The sequence below is a fragment of the Gordonia sp. CPCC 206044 genome, assembly GCF_048537895.1.
GTDB lineage: Bacteria > Actinomycetota > Actinomycetes > Mycobacteriales > Mycobacteriaceae > Gordonia.
Genome location: NZ_JBCLVL010000002.1, coordinates 232,510 through 253,136 on the forward strand (window position 1 = coordinate 232,510; position 20,627 = coordinate 253,136).

Sequence of the window (20,627 nt, forward strand, 5' to 3'; positions counted from 1 at the left end):
CCGGCCTCAGCCCACCTCGCGTCTCGGCCTACGGTCGACGAGCGCCGGCCTCCTCCTCGCGGCCGAAATCATCCAACGCCAAGAGCTCCTGACTGCCGAGATGCCGCGCCGGGTCTGCTCGGCCCCCCGCGAACGAAAGACCTTCTGATTCGAGTATGGAGATCACGTCGCGACGATCGTCAGCGTCGTGCCACACAAAGCCGTCTGCGATCGCTCCACCGTTTCGAAGAATCCTGTACGCGTTGGAACATTGCCGACACCCTGTTACGTGATTGCCGACAGGTTGCGGCGACGTTCCGACTGCGTCCGCGAGATCACCGTATGTGGTCCAGTATCCCTCGGGGAGCCGCTCGAGAATCGTGTGCAGTGGTGACCAATCAAAGCGCTTACGCGTCTCAGGCTTCTGACCAGTGAAGCGATCGCGCACTTCTTCGAGTTGGCGCCCATCGGCAACTCGCCAGAACTTCCATCCGTTCGTACTGCCGCCACGAATATGTGCCGCTGCACCCGACGGTGACGAGAACCGTTGTCCGTCAACCTCGATCTTGCCGTCTTCCAAGATGGTTGCGGTCTGAGTGACGTACTGGCCAGGCCGCGGAACGAGCTGATCGCCCGAGCGCAGCAAGCCGGCGGCAAGCAGGTGCTTGATCTCCACCCATCCGTTGGCTTTCGCCTGCGGGTCGACGACAACGCCTTGGTGCCCCTCAGGTACTGGCCAGATTGCCAACAGAACATCTATCAACTCATCTGTGCGAGAGTCGATCGCGAACTCATCCCACTCCGATTGTTCTGCAGTCAACAGTCTTCCGGTCAGATTGATGGTGTTGTGCTTCAGGAATGCCGCACGTTTCGACGACCAGGAACTGTTGGACACCTTCGGGTTCAGCTTTGCCGTGAGCAACGTGAGATTGCCAAGCCGGTGCACGTGCTCGGCCCTGTCCATCTGCGCCTCGGGATCGTCGACGTACCAGTGGTCGTGCCAACTCTGCGGCAGAATGTGCTCGATCGGATACCCTTTGCGTTCGATCTGCGATTCGCCGGTCTCAGCGCGGTAGCGGTCTTCGATGGCTTCGAGGACCATTCGGAGACGCGGAGGTCGCAAACGCTGGTAGACGGGATCCAGCCGGAGTGACTCACGAATCTCAGCGTCGGCCGGCCAGTACGTACTGGTCACATTGAGTCTCGATAGGAACCCGGAAACACGTTGAGTGAGTTCACTATCGGGAACGTCACGGTGTTCATTCACGAGGTCGGCGACGATACGCCCGAGATCGGAACCTGAAAGCCGCAGAAGGAGACGACGCATTACCCAGCTCTCGACGTACCGGACAACTGTACCGATTGTCGCTGGCGTGAAGGACCTTCCTGGTTCATGCAGCCAGATCAGGAGCGGCTTGAGTAGTTCGAGGCGAGCGACCTGCATGCGGTAGACCGACTTTTCGACGGCGCCGAGCTGTCTGGTCGGATCCTGCGCGGCTAGCGTCCACTGCTCGTACAAGGCAGCTTGCTCTTTGATCACCGGGAGGAGGTCCTGCATCTTCAGCGGGGACTCGTGCTCGACGTAGGACTTGAAGCGATTGAAGGTAGACCGTGGTCCGATCTCGTCTCCGGTCCTCGACACCAACCATTGATTCAGGAACAGCGAGCTACGACCAATTGTGTACCGCCCCACCGACACTTGTTCCTGCCAGAAGCCGGTCTCGAACGGCCAGTCGTGACTGTAGGCCTTCCGCGTGTCACCACCGTCTGCCTCGACGCGCTGAAACACATAGTTGCGGATCAGGTCCGCGGCGGTGAGCGGGGTACCCCGGGCATTCAACGTCTCGAAGATCTCCTGCGAGTTCTCCGCGGCGGTGAGATCGATCGTGACCAACTGGATGCCCTGACTCAGCACATACACCAGCGCGCGGGCCCGGCCCGCGGAGTTGTCTGCCGCAAGCCACTGCCTGATCTCGGAGGCGAAGTACTCGTGGGCACGGACGACGAGCGCGCCCGTGTGCTCGAGAGCCCCGTAACCGATGGGGATGTCCGCACTCATGACCTCTTCAAATGCCGCGCGGTCTTTATTGGAGTGCCGGATCTTAAGCTGCGATTCCCCTGATCGCACGAAAATGGTGTCGTTGTGCGTGAGCTTTTCCAGCTGTGCCGACGACTGCTCAGCGTCGATCTCGGCAAGTTCACCACTAGCCGCGTCCATTAGTAGCTGCAGCGTCGTCAGCCTCTGCTGACCGTCGATCACATTACGTATCTGTAGGTTGCCGAGCGCCCCGACCTGCGCTTGGACGACGATCGCACCGAGGAAGTGCGTCGGATTGGCATGCGGTTCCTTCATCCAGAGCTCAGCAAGTCGTCGGACATCACCCCACAACGGCGCCCATTGGTCCTCCTGCTCCCACACATACGGACGCTGGAACAGCGGGATCACGAAATGCTGCGGGTGGATGAAGATATCCATCGGAGTGCGCACATGTGTTTCCACAATTGGTAGTGTGCCACTAGTATTTAGACAGCCTTCGTGGTTTGGGAGGCGCAGAGTGCATCTCACCAATGGGCGTTACCAAACCAGCTTTCGAACGCCGTGCGCCCAAGGCGTTACACATACCGCTCACTAAGGGTCCGACATGTCGGAAAACGATCAGCGTTTTCGCTTTGACGGTGGCGCAGGCACTTATCTCGGCCCCGGACTACTGGCATTTCTCATCACCATCTGCACCCTTGGGGTCTGCTATCCATTCGCGTTGGTACTCAAGGGGCCATACCGAGATTCGACGGTTTGATGTCCCGGTGGGCGATCGCGGCTGCGTCGAGGGCCACGACGGTGTCGAGCAATTCGGTGCCCCACGTCTGCAGCTGAGTCTCGTTGAGCGCCATGTGCCGGACCAGATCGGACAGGCTCTGCTCGCCACAGTCGGTGAGGAGCAGCGTCGTATGGCCGCCGATATCGAGGGGCCGGCCGATGATCTCGACCAAGCCGGGGATCTTGGGATTCTGTTGCCCCAGTTGGGTGAGAACGTCGGCTTCGTCGTGCAGCACCGAGGCCTTGGAGTCGTCGAGGCCGACTTTCGGCACGCGCCGCGCGCCCGCGTCCTCATGGTCGATCACCAGGGCACCGCGCGCCGTGGAACCCGAACCGAGGACCTTGACCACCTCGAACCGGCTGTCAGCGAGCTCTGATCCGGGCAGCGGATTCATTGGATCAGCCTCGGGCTCGACCTCTTTGAGTCGCTCTGCCGAGTACTTCTCGAGTTCGGCACGGAACTCGGTGGCACCGAACCGCGGCAGCCCGGTCTTGGCATCGGTGTCTACCCGCTTGGACACCAGCGGATTGGTCGCCCGCAGAACGAGGTCGCGAAGGTGTTCGTCGACGAATCGCCCGCCCGATGCGGCGAGGTCGAGTCCGTTGTCTGCGCGCAGGCGGCTGACCAGATCCGCACGATTGCGTGCCGGCGCCTCGTCGGAGAAGCGGAAGTAGGCCAGTGCTCCCAGTGAGAACACGTCGACGGCGATCCGGTCGGCGCTCGGTGACCACCGATCCTCTGGCGCCTGATAGACATCGTCATCCGGCGTCGACACACGTGTCGGTGACCCGAGCAGGGTGGTCGACGGCGAGTTGGTCGAATGGATTCGGCTGGCCCACGACCAGTCGGCGAGGCGGATCTCCACCTTGTGGTCGTCGTCGAGCAAGCCGGTGTTGATCAGGACCGAGCTCGAACTCAGGCCACGGTTCGAGACCTGGTTGCGGTGCGCATACGCCACCGCGTCGGCCACCTGCGACAGGACCTCGATCTGCTGTTCGGCAGTGAGGCTGCGGTTGACGACGGCGAGGTCGAGCGGCTCGTAGTCGGCGAGCTGCGGATAGATGAGGACGGTGTTGCCGTCGTCCTGTGCAAGGTCCCCCGGAGGGACGATCGACTCCTGGTGCAGCGACTTGATGAGCGTGTACTCGCGCTGAATCCGCCGATGCGCCGCGGCCCGCTCCTGCGGCGGTGCGCCGCGACGGGTGGTGACGATGCGGCCCTGCCCACCGGTGACCTTGTGGATGACCTCGAACTCCTGCCAATCCTCGCCAGCGGCGGTCGTCGAGCCGGTGATGGTCCACGATCCGGCGTCGCGCTCGGTACGCCGCGCCGCGCCGAGTTCGCGTAGTGCGAGGGCGACAATGACGCTCATGTCCTCGCCGTAGCGACCGCGACCCTCGCTGAGCGGTTCCAGGAGCCGGTCGGCGATCCCTGGCAGTTGCGTGTCGGCCTCCCGTCCGTCGATGCCGAACAGATTCGACTTGGCCAGATCCGACAGGTTCACTCGGAAATGGTCGCCGTGGAAGAAGACCTCTTCCTGGACGAACGGGCAGGCCACGCATCACGCCGACCTGGAGACCTCGATCCACCGATCGTCTTCTGCTACGTCACCCGCCTGTTGAGATCGTCGCTACCTGCAGGCACAGACCGTATCAAGATACCTCCGGCATAGAGGCCGCAGCTTTCTGTTCGCGCCGTTGGCAAAATCGCACTCGAGCGACGCCATCCAACGCCCACTGCGGGATCGACATGGGCAACGCTTCCGATGTCCAATCGCAGTTCTGGCAGTTTGTGGGTGCCGCCGGCTACCATCATTCCCATGCCGCCGGGATCAGTTTCGACCGACAATGAACACCGGATCATCGATCTCTTCGCCGGGCCTGGCGGCCTCGACGTCGGAGCGGCATGGCTCGGTATACCCGCAACCGGCATCGAGCTCGACGACAATGCGTGCGCCACACGAGCGGCAGCAGAGCTCGCCACCGTGCACGGAGATGTCCGAGAGTACGGGCCCTCCGACTTCCCAGCAGCCACCGTCCTCACCGGGGGCCCACCTTGCCAGACATTCACCGTTGCCGGAAATGGTTCAGGTAGAAGAGCTTTGCACGATGTCATCGACTTGCTCGGCAAGATGGCCGCCGGAGATGACGCAGCCGACAGCCTGACGGTCTTCGAGGACGAACGGACTGGTCTGGTCTTGGAGCCGATGCGATGGGTTCTCGAAGCGCTCCGAGCCGATGCACCATACGAGGCGATCGTTCTGGAGCAGGTGCCAGCCGTACTGCCGATCTGGGCTGCGTTTCGCAAAGTCTTGGAGAAGTACGGCTACGGCGTCGACCACAACATCGTGAAGACCGAGGAGTTCGGTGTCCCACAGACACGACGTCGAGCCGTTCTGATCGCGCGACTGGACGACGAGGAGGTGGAACTACCCCGCCCGACGCATCAGGCCTACCGAAGGGGAGCACCGCGACAGGCGGCACTCGGCCTTGATCCGTGGGTGTCGATGGCCCAAGCGCTCGATCGCGACCGGAGCTTCACGGTCGTCTCCAACTACGGGAGCGGTGGAGATCCGAGCAATCGCGGTCGACGTCGATCGGATGAACCGTCTGCGACTGTGACCGGCAAGGTGATGAGGAACCGTCTCGAGCTTGCCAACGGCGACCGAGATCGCCTGACCCACCACGAGGCGGGCCGCCTCCAGACCTTCCCGGGCGACTATCCATGGTCTGGAAGCGACATAGGTCAGCAGATCGGTAACGCGATACCACCGCGCCTCGCAGTGCACATTCTGGCGGCTGCCCTCGGAATCTTGATCGACGGGTACGAACTCGATCGCTGCGTGCGTACCTCGTGGGACAGTTCGCGACAGGGTGGTGTCGGCAGAGAACTGCTCCGACCGCATGCCGAACTCATGAGTCTCGTCGACTAGAGCGAACAGCATCGAGGCGAGCACCGATCACATCGGCCACAGCTTCCGGATCTTCGTGCTCCCAGAACCTCATCACTGTCCAACCTCTCCTCGCGAGTTCGGCGTCAGTTCGTCTGTCACGTCGAATGTTGTTGTCCAGTTTCTCAGCCCACCATGCGGCATTGGCGCGGGGACGCGTCGCGTGCTCAGGGCACCCATGCCAGAAGCATCCGTCGATGAACACCGCAACGTGCAATCCACGCCAGGCGATATCGGCATTGGCCCGCAGGTCCGGTTCCAGCTTGGTGTCGACCCGGAACCGTAGGCCCCGAGCATGGAGCAGGCGCCTGATCCGCAACTCGGCTTCGGTGTCGCGTCGCTTCTGCTTGCTCATCCTCACTCGGACACTCGCCGACGACGCGGGAGGTCTGGACTCGCTTCGCTGTTCCTCAGATCGGCTCATGTCTGGTCGACAACAACGTCTTCCGGGCGTTCCGAATTGACCACAGTCCATCGGATCAAGCCGCTTCGTGGCGTGGCCTTGGCTGGGATCGCCATCGAGATCAGGCCGACCAGGTCCTTCCTGTCGGCGGGGGCCCTGCCGTCATCGTCGAGTCGGTCGGGAACCAGCGACACCAATATGACTCCCCTCGTCGGCGAAGCTCCGAGAGAAGCAACGGCCTGGCCATGAGCGATCGGCCGGGCCGCCGCACGATGCTTACGATCTGACCCGATGAAATCCCGTCGGCCACTACGCCGCTTACGCTTGACGATCGGAACCTGCCCACCCAGTTCTGGGATGTCGACAACTCGTCCCGCCGTCTTCGGCGACGGCCACACGACTGCCCAATCGGTGATCCGCTTGTCTTCGGTTGCTCTGCCGATGAACGCACGGATCGCCCGCATACCAGGCTCATACTCCTCGTTCCAGGCGAGGCCATCGAACAGCGCCAAGAACTCGGCGGCGGGCACCAAACCGACTCGTGCCGGTTGCACACCAGGCCTCGGCTGCGCGCCAGGCCTGGTTTCCAGCTCATACGGGAGGGCAACGGTGGTCGTTGCACGCGCAAGCAGCGGAATCACCACCTGCTCGAAGTTCTCGCGATTCTCCTGGTCACCCTGATCGGGCAGTCCATACAGATCTTGGACATCAGTGGGGGCCTTGTCCGTGATCACGGCGTTCCACATCTTGTTCCGCGCAGTGGGTTTGAGCCACGGGAGATGCTGGCTGACCAGGGGTGGAATCTGTCGCGGCTCGAGCGTGGGCATGCCGTTCTCGTCGAACCCCTCGTACTGGCGCAGTTCTGAACGGAACGCGTCCTCGTCCAGCAGCAGCGCTTCGAACGCCTCGTACAGGTCGACCTTCTCGTCGCGGCGGATGTACAGCCGGACCAGATCCCGATACCCGGGACGGAATCCGAACCATCGTCCGGCCTGCATCAGAGTGTCCGCTTGTCCCGCCTTGCGCCTGAAGTACGAGATGGTCAGGCCTTCTACGGTGTAACCGCGGCTGAGCTGCGTACCCCCCACGAGGATTCGCCAGACCTTGCCCGCTTCGAAATCGAGCTTTTGCTGTTGCGCTTGGATCTCTTTGTCCGAGTTCAGGATCAGGACAGGAACGCCGTCAATTGTCATCTCTGCCAGCGCATCGGCAACATACGTCTTGAGCACATCGAAAGATCCCGGGATCGGGACTCCCTCGACTGCACGAGCACCCATGACGGGAAGGAAGTCCTCCACGAAGAGCTTCTCTAGCCGCGACAAGCCGGCAGCCGAACTGAACCTCGCATTGCGCCATAATGTGCGCACGACGTCCGCGGTCTCCGCGTGGTCGTTCTTCTTCACCGATTCGTGGACCAGCAGAGTGTGATGGCGGAACTTGAACGAGGATCGCGCTTCGCGATACTTCTTGATCGCACCGGACACCACCCAGGCATCAAGTGCCTCTTGCAATTCCAGCTCGCGTTGGTCTGGGTCCGTTTTGACATCTCCGACCAATGACCTGACATAGGCGAGTTCGTTGGAGTTCGCGACGTTCTTCTCTTCGTCGTCCCAACGACGCCCGACATCGTGAAAGGCCTGGACACCCATGTAGCCGGGCGGACGGTTCAGGGACAGAACGAAGTCCGCCGGAAAGAGGTCTCGCTCGTCATCGGGGTCGACGAACACATTGGCAAATGGCGTTGCCGTGTAACCCACGTATTGTGCGCGAGGGCAGATCTCGAGAATCTCGGTGATCAGCCCGTTGATCGCCGTCCGGTGACGTTCGGCGTTCGAACTCTTCTTCCACTTCGAGGGGTTCGTCGTGTCCACCGACGCCTGGTCGGACTCGTCGTCGATGATCAGCACCGGAAGTTCCGCGAGGTCGTTCCTCAGTGGCTTGAGATCCTGGATGAGCTTCTTGAGAGGAGCACTGTTCTTCTTGATGACGGCAACGTAGGCACCTGAGTTGAAGAGATTCTCTTCGTCATTGAGAGGCTTCTGTTTGTTCTTTCGCGCAAACTTCAACTTGGTCATCGCCATCGGAAGTCGTTTGTAATCGCTGTGGTGGCTTGTCACACGGGATATCTCGACCACTCCGGGCAGCTCGAGCGTCTTACCGTGACTCACGAACCGGCCCGCCTGCCAGTCGGTGTCCTGCTGGTAGTCGAGTTCCTTGGCAACCTCAGGATCGGACGGATCTTGGCCGGCCAGGATGTTCTCGACCCCCATCAGCTCCATGTCCATCCGCCGCTGTGTCTGCTCCCGGAGGATCTCGATGGTCCCGGTGAGAACGATCACGAGCCGATACCCCACATCGATCGCCTTGGCCGCCACTCCCGTGAAGTTGGCCGTCTTCCCACTCTGCACATAGCCGACGACGATGCCCTTGGTCCGTTTGCTCCCCGCTCGCGTCGGTCGGCTCAGACGCTCGATCACCTGGGTGGTGGATTCGTCTAGCGAAGCTATAGAGTCTGCAGGCCACTTCTTGACCGTCTGCAGATACGACTCGTAGTGATCCCAGTAGACACTGGCCCTGCGCTTCCGCTCGGCCGCATACCACGGTTCGAAGACCTTCGAGATGACCGTGGTGGGTGCTTGGAAAACGCCGGCCCTGGCAGTGAACGCATCGGCCACAGCGACCGACACCTTCAGGTCACTGTAGATTGCCTCACGGCGTTCATTTGTCCGCGGAAGAGTCGGATTTCCCTCTGCGTCTGGATAATCGGCGAGGCGGTCCCACTCTGCCAATGCGATCCTGGCCTGCGTCAACGCCCGGTCGTTCTCATCGGCGCCTGTCAGGTATCCAGCCAACTCCGACTGTGTCACGTCCACACCGGCCAGAGCCGCCAAGATCGGCTGCAATGCCTTCGGGTGCTGATTCTTCAGTGCACCGAAGGCATTCGCGAATGCCTCGACCCATTCGGGATGCTGCGTCGTCATCGATTCAACCTTCCCCTAGACCAGCGAATCCACTCATCGGTTCGGGCAGCGGGTCACTCGACACGCCAGTCAGATCCACCGCATACGACACGTCGGACAACAGTCCGGCGTTGGGGACGACCCGGGCAACCCTGTCCGGCGTCAAAGCCGGAAACTCCTCTCCCACAACGTACGCCCTGGGCTCAGATCTCAATTCCCACACGGTTGGATACAAGTCAGCGTCGTCTACGGCCCACCCGGATGCCTCCAGCGCTGCATCCAAACCCGCTGAATGTCCGGCTGCATTGTTGCGCACCTGAGCGATGAGCTCAGAGAGCGTCCTGCCACTGTTCGGTGCACCTCGAGTCAGCTGAATGGACAACACCATGAGGGGCGCATCCCCTGCGGGTACCAGCTGTCCGAGTCCGTGGATCACGTGCTTTCGCTGCTCGCTACTCGTGCACTTGATCTCGACGTGCACGGTCTCGAAGACAAAATCGTGTTCCTCGGCGACCGGTCCCTGCCAGGCAGCCAGCGCAGGCCCGGCACCGATCGTGTGCATGAGGAAATCGAGAAACAGCAATTCGCCGAAAAGCCCGACTTCCCTCTGGAGTGTGAGTGCCCCACGATTCGCGATCACATCACGGTGACGGCCCAGCGCATCACTGACTGCGACCGCAAGTGGCACCTTGCGGATCTGTAGACCGTCCGCGACGTCGGCGAGCAAGCTGTACGCGCCGTGTGCGCTTCTCTCGACTCGGACCGTGATCTCTCCGAACTCCTCGCGGCCTGACGTGTACGCATCGAACCGGATATTCCTGAACTTGGCGAGGTCAGGCTCCGGCCGTGAGAATTCGGTCACCAGCCGGAGCAGTCTGTTCTCGGGATCGAGTTGCAGACGGCATGCAGGGTCGCCGACCACCGGTAACTCGATGGGAGCTCCACTCGCCCAGAGCTCGTCGAGCGTGGTCAAACTCAGATGGCGGGCATCGCTCGACGACGGTGTCATGACCAATTCCCCACGCTCCCTTCACTCACCGCGCATCTTCTCTTCGGCGACCACGGCTGCACTCAGGACACTCTTCCAGAGCGCGATCTGATCCTTGTCTCGCGCGCCGAGGTGCTGACCCTCGTATACTTCGTGCGCCAGCAGGTAGAGCAACGCCTTGAGCACCGGGGCGTCGTTGAGACTCCCTCGGCCCGGTGCGAAGAGCGCGCGGTAGCGACTGTTCAGCCACAGCGTTCCTGTCGGGTAATCCACATCGAGGAACTCACCTTCTGGCAACCGTTTCCACTTGATGTCGAGCCCGTCGATGTGCATGTAGTCGAGCTCGGCACCGATTCGCCTGTGCAAGGCCGGCGGAAACCCTTTGCCTGGTCGGATCACCGGCTTACGGACCCGTTTCCGCTTGTTCGAGTTCACGAAGACGGTCTCGGCATCTTGCAGGTACTCGAGGAAAGTCGTCCCATCCGGCGCCTTGGCCTTAGCGATGGCGTCGTGGAAGATGGGCTCGAACTTGAGTCCACTCTTCTCCGGATTCATGGTGAGGAAACGGTCCAGGGCCGTGGTGTCGTCGATGACCACCCTTGCGAGCTGCCGGGATGCGCTGAAGGTCGCGGTATCGGACCATCCACCGATCTGCAAGAGTCTGTCGTTTCGGTAGATGTAGAACCCCTGGAACTGGCTACCTGGCTTACCTCCGATGCGAAACCCCGTCACATCGGACTTGGCCGGCCAGACATGGCACGTCAGCTGCACCTGTGTCCCACCCGCTGCTGCCGTCAGAACTTTCGGGTATCCCGGATGCCCTGGGGTTCGGTATCCGAAAGGGTCGATCGGCAGGACAGGGAGTCCTAGACCAGCAGCCGCATCAGCAAGTTCATCGACCAAGATCTCAATCCTGAGCCGCTTCTCCGCCAGGAGTCGGTGGTAGGTCACACCGAGGTGCGCGGTCAGCGAATCCTGCCTCTTCGAGAGCCATGTCCGCGCCTCCTCTGAACTGTGGCCTCGGTATGAATTTCGGAGCTCGGTCCAGACGATCGTCGTCCCGGACTCCCCGCCGACCAGCCCTGCTCGTTCCGCGGCGTGCTCCGCGGCAGCAGAAGACGACAACACCTCACACGTGAAGTCTCGCGAGTAGTCAAGCCGACGAATCCGCCTCCCGACCGGGGCCTCGTCAAATTTGGCGGACCACACCGTCAGCACGTCGCTGTGCCCGAAGGATGCGGCTTTCAGCCCCATGCCGAAATGCCCGAGATCACCTGGGGTGTAGTCACGCTGACGTCCGATCGTCATGGCAGCGTCGATCGCGGTGGCACCCATGCCACTGCCGTTGTCGACCACCTCGACCTGCATCAACCGATCATCCTGGGTCAGCAGCCTCACGGACACGTGCGTTGCGCCAGCATCCACGCTGTTGTCGATCAGATCCGCAACCGCAGACTCCAGTGTGTGGTTCGCACCGAGACTCTTGACCAGGCCAGGGTCAGGTTGCAACCGAATCTTGTTCACGACATCGAGATCTTGAGCCTCTCCCACGCCAAGCGTCCTCCGGTCGTCTACGCATTCACTTGTGACCATAGAACTCTGCCGGCCGGATGTCTCAGATTGGCGGAGTGTGGTTCTGCGGCACATCGCGACCGACCGTCATGGATTCGCAGGCCATGCTCCGGTCAGCAGCCCGTCACCGGATGTGGTTTCGAGCCCGACGAGAGATGCGCGATCCAGGTAGCGGTTCTGCCACTCGCAGGAAACCTCTGGTGCCAGCAGACACGAGTGGCATGCCGCGAGATTCGTCGCGCCGGCACCAGTCGAGACCGATTCCAGACATACAGGATCGGCCGAACACCACTGAGCAGATTCGGTCGCCGACTCCATGATGCGGGAAATGTTCTTCATCGATCCGTGCGAACAGAGTCCCCCCAGGCTTCCGGCTGCGTCGGCAGTCGCGGTGTACAGGAGAACGCCCGACTGTTGTGGCTCTGCGTAGATGCGCTCGCGGATCGATGACGCGGGATACCCCGTGTCCAGCACAAGCTCTCGCATCAGAGTGTGCGCCAAGGTGTGCAGGACGAGGAAACGCACAGAAACGGCAGGACCCCGGGCGCCTTGTGGCGCCGCAGCATGTATTGCGGTTGTCAGTACACCGATTCGATCCTGCGCAAAATCCGTTTCCTCCCATGCCTTCAGCGCGTCTTCACGTATCCGGACGAACACTCCCTCACCGAGCACTTCAATTGCAGGCAACCATCCGGCACGTTTCCTGGACAAGGCGCCGAATGGGTTGGATGCCGATTCGGGACCCGCACTGACACGCGCGAACCCACTGAGCACCCGCACTTCGCGCAGCCGCGTGACCCGTGAAACCAGTTCTACCAGGCCGACCGCCGGACCAACTTCGGTGGAATTGCGCTCCGGGACACAGACAAAGGTCTTGTCAGCTCCGTCTGGATGCAATCGCCCGAGAGCCTCGTACTCTGCAGCCCGAAGATCCTTGCTCCCCTGGGCGAAGTCACGTGGTTTGTCGCTCTGCCGTCGGTAGGCTGCGACGAGCTCGTCGGCATCCACGCCGTGTTGACGCGCCTTGATCCCCAGCAAGACAGCCAGATCGGTATCTGGAACCCCTTCGAGTTCGGGAAGTATCCGCTCGAGCAACTCCTCCGCGGCGGTGAGGTTTCTGTCCACCGTCAGCGCAGACCGGACGTCCGCAAACCAGACATTCGAAGCTCCGCGTTGCAGGCCGACAAGACTCTCCGAACACTCATCGCGCAACTTGTCGAGCCACGGGGAGTTCCCACCACAACGCAGTCCGATTGCACCACTACCGAGCGCACCCTCCAATGAGCGCACCGCGCCACACGTGCAGTTGACGGTTATACCGGCCAGGCTCGAGTCACTCGGGTCCGTGTGGATACGGAGCGAGTGCTCCGAGTCATCGGCCGACACCGTTCCTCGATGCGTCCAGTATCGGTATGGAAAGTCCTGGATGTGGCCCGCGGGGCAGCAGGCCACAAAGCGCGACGGGACCAAGCGAGGTGTCACACAGTGCCTACATTTGTTGACGTAGTCCCCGTTCACCTTGTCTGCCAACCGCCAGAACTTGTCGAGCCGGTGACATATCGGACACGAAACCCACTCCGGGAAGCGGACCATCGGAACTTTGGACGCCCCTTCCCCACCCGGCGGGCTGTACAACCTGTCGACACCGAGAAGCCTGCACAGTCTCGGTTCATCGATCCGATGCTCGTCCCGGGGCGACCAATGTTCCAACCCCGTGACCATGAAGCTCTCGGATTCGACGGGCAGGATCGCCCCGGTTCCGTATGTCGTGATGAGCTGCGATCGCCGTACGGTCGCCTTCGTCGGGGCCGATTTTCGCAAGGTACGTGACAGTGCCATTAGGAGTCCTCTTTGAGGTATTTGACGTAGAGATCCGTCTCGGCGTCCACATCGCGCATACTCGACAGTGCAGGCCAAGGTGGTTCTCCCACTGGATAACTCGCGGGATCGGGATAGCTTCCACCGGCGGACATGAGCAACGGGTGCCCCTTTGCCGGCTTGCGATCGCGCGGATGCCTGAGCGTTCCGTATCGATCGACCAACCCGCTGGACGCGCAATCCGCCCAAGTCCTGACCAGTCCGTCCAACTGGTCGGCGAACGAATCCACTTCGTCTGGCGAAATCCGGTGCGCACGAGCAACAAACCCCGCAATCACTGCGTCCACTTCGGACCGGAACTCGTCGATCCTTCCCGCCGACCCGTCTTCCCGGAGAGCCGCCACGATCATCCGAACCGCCGCCACGAGGGTTCCATGCGCTCCACGGTCCCGGGCACGTGAGGCAAAAGGCGTCGCCGTCGTCGGCTCCACCTCTCGGTAGAGGGCCCGGTGAAATGGGACAAACGACTCGTAATGGGAAGCGTCTCTTGATCTCTGCGCATTCAGAGCAACGACCACGAGCCCCGGATTCCGGCGACCGACCCGGCTCGTCGACTGGATGTACTCGGACGTGCTTTGCGGCTGACCCGCCACCACCATCAATCCCAGCCTGTTGATGTCGAGGCCAACCGAGATCATGTTCGTAGCCAACACCAGGTCCGGACTGTCCGCTTGCGGATAGGACGTCTCCAGGAGACCCATCGCCTCCGGAATCTTTGTCTGATCCACACGCGAGGTGAGTTCGACAGGCTCCTTGTCCTTCGATATCTCCCTTGCATCTCTCTCATGCCGCTCCGCAAGCACATCGATGCGATGCGGAATGTCGTCGAGGACCTGGAGATACGTCGAGCCCAACACTCTCAGACTGTTGAAGTAGCCCAACAGGGTCCAATAGTCGTCCCTGACATCGTCGTCGACGTCCAACTCGTTGACGGACTGAAGGATCGCCGAATAGATCCAGATGAGCATAGTCGCCTGGCTGATTCCGGGAGCCATCACACCCACATAACGGCGAGTCCCCTTCTGCTCCGGGGATGCCTCCACGGCGAAATAGTTGTCTGCCGGGTCAAGACCTGGGGGAGGGAATTGAACCGAGCATCGGTCGAACACATTTCGGACCTGTTGCTCAGCGCGTCGAATCGTCGCGGTCGAAGCCAAGACCTTCGGACGGCCGGCGCCTGTGCAGGCAAGATCGAATGCCGACTCGTACAGTCCGACCATCGTTCCCAGCGGCCCCGAGATCAGATGCAACTCATCCTGCACGATGAGATCCGGCCGGGAGTCGGGTCCATCAACCGACAGCAGCCGACCGACCTCGGACCGCCAGGTCATCAACGCGAACTTGTCGACGGTGCCGATGACGAGAGAGGGGCGAACCCGATAAACATCGTCGTCCGTGACGTAGAGGGGTAGTTCGTCATCGAACTCGCAGTCGCGCGACAAGCACCTCATGACGAGTCTGCCCTTTTCGACCACATCGTAATTGGTGTGGTCCATGTCCGAACCACACCATGGGCATCGGAGCAGTTGGACAGGGGTCGACCCCTCAGGACGCTCCCCCGCCGCCATCTTCTCGAGAATGGCACCGGCGTCATGGACCTTGTTCGGTGTGGCCTGGTTTCCCACCCAGAGTCCGAGCGAGATCGGGGTGGCCGCGGGAAGTTCCCGCCGTCGGACGAGTTCGAGCGCGCATATCAAACCCGCCGCACGTTCGAACTGCTGTCGCGTCAACAGCCGCAACGTATAACGCATGACCGCGGAGACACCACCGTCATCCGCCCGACGAAGACGGCGAAGCAGAATGCTGAACGCGATGCACCCGAGATACGCCTCGGTCTTTCCACCACCCGTAGGGAACCAGAGCAGATCAACGACATCGCGGTCGCCGTGATCACTCGATGCGAGCGCCGGAATGTTCATGAGGATGAAGGCGATCTGGAACGGTCGCCAGCGTTGGCCGGACAGCGGCACCCCGCGAGCGCGGTCCTGAGCATCGCGCTGATTGACCATCGCCTCGTTCATCAGCCGAAAGGCTCTCCCGATCTGCGGATCGCCACTCTCGACGGCATCGATCCCCGCTCTGATCCTGCGTGCACACTCCTCGGCGAGTCCCAGGTGGGTGTACGCCTGGTCCCTGTACGGCGCGGTCATCGCGTCCGCGCCCGCGCGACGCGCCTGAATCCACTTCTCATATGCATCGGCCATGGCCCTGAGGTCAGCAGTATCACACTGAACAGCAAGGGATCTCATCGCAAGGTCGTAGGTCCCGAACGGGTCGAGGTCGTCTCCACCCGAAGGCCTGGCGAGTGGCACCTCGTGAGAGGGCAAGAACGTGGTGGTGACCTCGGCCACCGAGTCCGAGTCGCCACTCCACGTGACCGCACAACCGTGCCCGACCGCCAGGACAGGTTCGTCACGGTAGAGAAAGTCTGACGACCGGACATCCTGGTCATCCGCGATCGCCACCCGAGCCGAGCGGCGGTCGACGAACTCGCCGGCGACGACGCTCACTTTGATCTGTGGACGAAACCAACATAGTGCATCGGTCCGAGCGCCCTTGTCCGAGTCGTTGGTGTTGACGATCGAAAGCGTGACACGGATCAGGCCGCCCACAGCCTTCCGGACGACACCTACCAACCGGAGTTCCTCGTCACCCGAGATCTGATATTCTATCGGACCTGATGTCCCGCAGTCGATCTCCAGATCGTCCACCGACCGGACATCCACCGGCGCCCACCGCCGGTCTTCCAATTCTCGGTATCGGCGCGCACTCGCCTCCACGCGTATCCGCGGAGCCGATGACGACACTGTGAATGTCAGTCCGATGGAAGACGGTTTGAAGGCACGCGAAAGCGCGACAGCAGAATCAGGGTCCCCGTCCTGCCGCGAGCCGGCACCCATGTCACCCGACTGCAGCGCCTCGTCACCTTCGAGGCCTTCATGGAACTCCGGCTCTGAAATCGCACTCTTCCGCGGGTGGAGCACTCCGACGATGATCCTGTTCAGAGGTGGTTCATCGATCTGCACGGCTTCGATCGGCCCCATCAGTTCCCGCTCGAGATCCACCACGATCTGATCGCGCGCCTCGTACCGAGCTCCGAGGCCACCCCGCTCCGTCATTCCGCCCCCCATGTCACCTCTGCCATCCCGAACGGCCTGGGCACGAGCCACATCTGCAGGCCATTCGACGTCGCCCAGACCGTTTCCACGCCATCCGTCGGTACCGACCCGAGGCTCGGCCATCTGTGAGGACGCCCGGCCACGGCCGCGAGACGCCGACCGAAGCACTTTGATGTGACTCCCACAGTCGTCCCCTCGATGCGGCATCTATAGGTCGGCCACTCCGCAGCACCCGACTCGAGCAAGTCGAATTCGACCGGTGCATTCCTGTCACAGCTGCCGAGAACTTGTTGTGCCTCACGCCCGCCGGACGGCTTGTCCGTACGGATCACGTCCGGCGTGAGTTGCACAGCCGTCGGTTGACGGTTCTTCGGGTGTGGCACATACCTGAGGCCACCACCCGGTCTGCTCTTGGTGAACGGCGAGCGCCAGTCGACGACCACCACCCGGTCACGTGCGCGGGACAGCGCCACGGACAGCAACTCCGTTTCCGGATCTCGGCACCCTACATCCCGCAGAAGCCCCTCGGCATCGACCACTGCAACGTTGTCCCACTCGAGTCCCTTCGACTGGTGGATGGTCGACACCAGGACATCAGATTCCGGAACCACGTACCAGGGGCTCGATGGGTCGACCCCGGCCCGCAGGCTCCTGACCAACTTCTGCCAGTCGACCGAGTCGCCGCCATCACCCTCCGTCAGCATGAGGCGGAACCACTCGGAGTCGAGGTGAGCCCCAGACGCGGCAAACACCATGAAATCCCTTCTTGTCAAAGGATTTCCGTCGACCGATGCCCACAGCTGTGCGACCCAGGGCGCAACTCTCGGGCGGGGTCGACCCGGTTCGTTCCATCCGCATGCAACGCCTGCCGAAGCGATGGTCTCGAAGAGATGGGTCGCATCCAAATTCGTCCTGGTCAGCACTGCGGTAGTGCCGGTCCAGCCACGAGAATCGGCCACGAACTCCCCTATTTCGAGGTGGGTCAGATCCGTGATCAGATCATCTAGCAAACTCACTTGCTGTCGAGAACCAGCCGATCTCAGACCGTCGATGACCGCGGCAACTTTCTTGGGTCCTCGTCGACGTGCACGGTGTGCGCCGTCGAGAACGTACGTTGCCGTGATCGACCGGGCAGCGAGTCCTGCGACCAATGACTCCCAGGCGCTTTCAACACCGTCAGATGCTGTGTCCAGAAATTCGTAGATGGACTGTAGCGGATCTCCGAACACCGTGACACCCGCATCGTCGGGCAGTCTGTCGATGATCGCGTACAGAAAGTCACGCCTCACTGTCGACATGTCCTGCGCCTCATCGACTATCAGGTGTGCAACAGCGTCGATCTCTTCGTCGTAGTCGGACCTGAGCTTCTCCGTCGCACGTCGGATCACGTTCTCGAAATCAGGTTCCGGGCCGTGTGGATCGCCACTGGTCTCCGTCAGCTGCCATGCCAGGGAGTCCAGGGTCATGGCGGCCACGTCCACCAACGCTGGCTCGGCTGTACTACCGAACGACGTGAACGCGGCCGCCATCGCCGCTCTCGAGAACGACACGAACAGCACAGCTCGATCATCACCGGTGGGTGATTGACGATCACCGATCTCACGCGCCAGCTCAATGCTGGCCGTCGTCTTTCCTGCGCCCGGGCCCGCGATGACCACCCGGCGCTCCGTGGTCGGGGCGTCCAGCAACCTGCGCTGGGCATCATCCAACGAGAGCGTCACTCTGAGTGTCACTTTCTTCGATGATCTCCTTCAAACTGTCGAAGACGATACTGTCGGCGAACTCGACGAGGTTGTCGAGTACGTTGACGATGAGCACATCCTCGCTGCCACCGTTGTTGGGACCACGCAATCCTCGTCCCACCATCTGCATGTACTTGACCTCGCTGCTGGTCGGTCGGGTGATGTAGACGGCCCGAGTGCTCGGTGCATCGAACCCCTGCGACAACACGGCGTAATTCGTCAGGACTCGGAGCTCTCCTGCTTTGAATCTATCGATCGCCGATCGCCGATCCTCCGGGCTGGTGTCCTGGTCGATGGATGCGGCCGGGCGTCCCGCCAACGTCAGCAGAGTCGCGAGAGTCTGCGCGTTCTCCACGGACGCGGCGAAAACGACGATAGGCCAATCGTCCGGCTTGCTCAGAATCGATTCGATGATCTTCCGCGTGCGCTGTTCGTTTCGGCCGAGCTTCCGGGCCGCATCCGCAGGAAGCCAGTACATGTCCCTGAAGAATTGGATGTCCTTGTCGGACAGATCGGCCGACTCTCCATGCAAGATCTCGAGGCTCGTACGAGCAAGGTACCTCTCACGCTGTAGGCGGACCTGCGGATGCTCGTCACCGAACACTCCCCGATCGAGGATGTTGTCGTCGAAACGCTTCAGGAGCCGTTCAGTCTCCTCGTTGTCGCGACGACCTCGGAACGGTGTCGCGGTCAACCCCAGCAGCAGTTTGTCCCGACGAGCATGTGTGCGCCCGGTCCATTCCAGAATCTGCGTGTAGGAGGGATGCAGCGCACCGTGCGCTTCGTCGATCACCACCAGAGGTGATTCGGCAAGCCAGGCATAGTCGGGATTGTCGACCGCGCGCTTCTTCACCTTCTGCCAGTTGGCAACCACCACTTGGACGCCACCGGACTCTTCCTCGGTTTCGTAGGTCGACCAGAACCGGCTCAACACCAGTTGTGTGTCCTGCCTACCGTAGGAACGCCACAGATACGACCAGGCCTCAATTGCCTGCTCGCACAGCTCTTCCCCATCCGCCAGCCACAGGATGGGTCCCGCAAACGGACTCTCCGCGCCGTCCAACGACCCCGCCTTGATCGTCTCGATGATCGTCTGTACAGCGACTCGCGTCTTACCGGCGCCGGTGGGCAACGAGATGATCCCGCGCTTCGGGCCATCGCTCGTCAGCATTGCCATCAGACGCTCCGACACGATCCTCTGGTAATCGTGAAGTGGCTTGAGCTCGGTCGGCCCTTCCACATATTCGGTCGGCTTGTTGCGCTTGCGGGCCTTCGTTCCTGCCCACTCCTCTCCGAAACCCAAGTTTTGCACCCACTTTCGGGTCTCATACGAACCGTGCCAAGCCTTGGGAGGAGCCGTGGGGAGTCCCTGCGGTTCGACCTTGCACACACGTTCCAACGCGCGGACACCGAGCATCGTGATGCACAGGCGTGCGAGGTCCACACCCGCCGGCTCACCAGATTCGGAGTGCCTCAGGTACTCGAATGCGTCCTTCTGGATGAGCGTCGTGAGCCGCTGCTCGCCTGCGAATGCCAACAGTCGCGACTCGTTGTCCGGCGCTGCCCTAATACTCCGGATCAACTTTGTGTTGTGCTTCCGCCGCATCCGCTCCAGCAAGACATCGACCTGTTCATCGGAGTCGTCCAGCGCCAGACTTCCGAGTACCTGCTTGAGGATCTCGTTGTCGTCGTTGCCGGTCACGAGGATCGTGTCACCATCCCGCGCATGCGTACACGAGACCCGCACTTCCGGTCTCCCCGGGACTGCGGCGACCTTGCTGATCGATAGACACTTCTGCAAAGTCAGCTCTTCCGGATCATCATCGAGCTCCAGCTCGTCGAAGACATCGAACACGTCCACGAGACAGGCCGGCTCGGCGCTGGTCTCGAACGAATAGTCCACGGGCAGTCGGTTTCCCGCAAGACAACCCCAGAGGTCGGTCAGGTTGTACGCGTCCTCGACACTGTCCACCATCACGCAGGGGATTCCGAACGAGTCCAACTCGCCAACCGTCTCGCGGCCCATCACCACCGCGACCGAAGCTCGCGGTTCCTCAGACCACATCCCACCCCTCCTCACCCAGAGACTCTCGGGCGGAGTTTCTGGGTGTGTATAACACCACCATGCGTAGATCCTCCCTACCCGGGCGAGATCATCACGCTCCACATGAATTCTGGCCACTTCCGCAAACTCGCCCGTTGTGAGCGACCCGATGT

Annotated in this window: 11 protein-coding genes; 1 reads left to right on the forward strand and 10 read right to left on the reverse strand. The window is 61.6% G+C overall.

Annotated features, from left to right (window positions below):
• Positions 1-28 precede the first annotated feature (28 nt).
• On the reverse strand, positions 29-2,455 hold the full coding sequence (locus tag AAFP35_RS03665) for a GmrSD restriction endonuclease domain-containing protein (RefSeq protein ID WP_419220194.1): 2,427 nt from the start codon (positions 2,453-2,455) through the stop codon (positions 29-31).
• A 290-nt stretch (positions 2,456-2,745) separates the two neighbouring features.
• Entirely contained in the window at positions 2,746-4,356 is a 1,611-nt protein-coding gene (locus AAFP35_RS03670; protein ID WP_419220195.1) for a protein kinase domain-containing protein, read from the reverse strand.
• A gap of 261 nt (positions 4,357-4,617) precedes the next feature.
• On the opposite strand from AAFP35_RS03670, the gene AAFP35_RS03675 reads away from it, so the two are divergent.
• Positions 4,618-5,730, forward strand: coding sequence for a DNA cytosine methyltransferase (locus AAFP35_RS03675; protein ID WP_419220196.1), 1,113 nt, complete (start codon positions 4,618-4,620; stop codon positions 5,728-5,730).
• Here the strand turns inward: AAFP35_RS03675 and AAFP35_RS03680 are convergent.
• The 8 genes from AAFP35_RS03680 to AAFP35_RS03715 all read right to left on the reverse strand — a co-directional run bounded on the left by AAFP35_RS03680 (position 5,711) and on the right by AAFP35_RS03715 (position 20,475).
• On the reverse strand, positions 5,711-6,172 hold the full coding sequence (locus AAFP35_RS03680) for a very short patch repair endonuclease (protein WP_419220197.1): 462 nt from the start codon (positions 6,170-6,172) through the stop codon (positions 5,711-5,713). The genes AAFP35_RS03675 and AAFP35_RS03680 overlap by 20 nt on opposite strands.
• On the reverse strand, positions 6,169-9,018 hold the full coding sequence (locus AAFP35_RS03685; protein ID WP_419220198.1) for a Z1 domain-containing protein: 2,850 nt from the start codon (positions 9,016-9,018) through the stop codon (positions 6,169-6,171). The genes AAFP35_RS03680 and AAFP35_RS03685 overlap by 4 nt, the downstream gene beginning before the upstream one ends.
• A gap of 118 nt (positions 9,019-9,136) precedes the next feature.
• Entirely contained in the window at positions 9,137-10,120 is a 984-nt protein-coding gene (locus tag AAFP35_RS03690) for a PD-(D/E)XK motif protein (protein ID WP_419220199.1), read from the reverse strand.
• A gap of 21 nt (positions 10,121-10,141) precedes the next feature.
• Complete coding sequence (locus AAFP35_RS03695; RefSeq protein ID WP_419220200.1) at positions 10,142-11,746, reverse strand: ATP-binding protein; 1,605 nt, start codon at positions 11,744-11,746, stop codon at positions 10,142-10,144.
• 12 nt (positions 11,747-11,758) lie between these two features.
• Positions 11,759-13,510, reverse strand: coding sequence for a DrmB family protein (drmB, locus tag AAFP35_RS03700; protein ID WP_419220446.1), 1,752 nt, complete (start codon positions 13,508-13,510; stop codon positions 11,759-11,761).
• On the reverse strand, positions 13,510-15,900 hold the full coding sequence (locus AAFP35_RS03705; protein WP_419220201.1) for a helicase-related protein: 2,391 nt from the start codon (positions 15,898-15,900) through the stop codon (positions 13,510-13,512). Before AAFP35_RS03705 ends, drmB begins: the two co-directional genes overlap by 1 nt.
• A 764-nt stretch (positions 15,901-16,664) precedes the next feature.
• Positions 16,665-18,389: an AAA family ATPase gene (locus tag AAFP35_RS03710; protein ID WP_419220202.1), complete on the reverse strand. Its 1,725-nt coding sequence runs from the start codon at positions 18,387-18,389 to the stop codon at positions 16,665-16,667.
• On the reverse strand, positions 18,370-20,475 hold the full coding sequence (locus AAFP35_RS03715) for a DEAD/DEAH box helicase (RefSeq protein ID WP_419220203.1): 2,106 nt from the start codon (positions 20,473-20,475) through the stop codon (positions 18,370-18,372). Before AAFP35_RS03715 ends, AAFP35_RS03710 begins: the two co-directional genes overlap by 20 nt.
• Positions 20,476-20,627 lie beyond the last annotated feature (152 nt).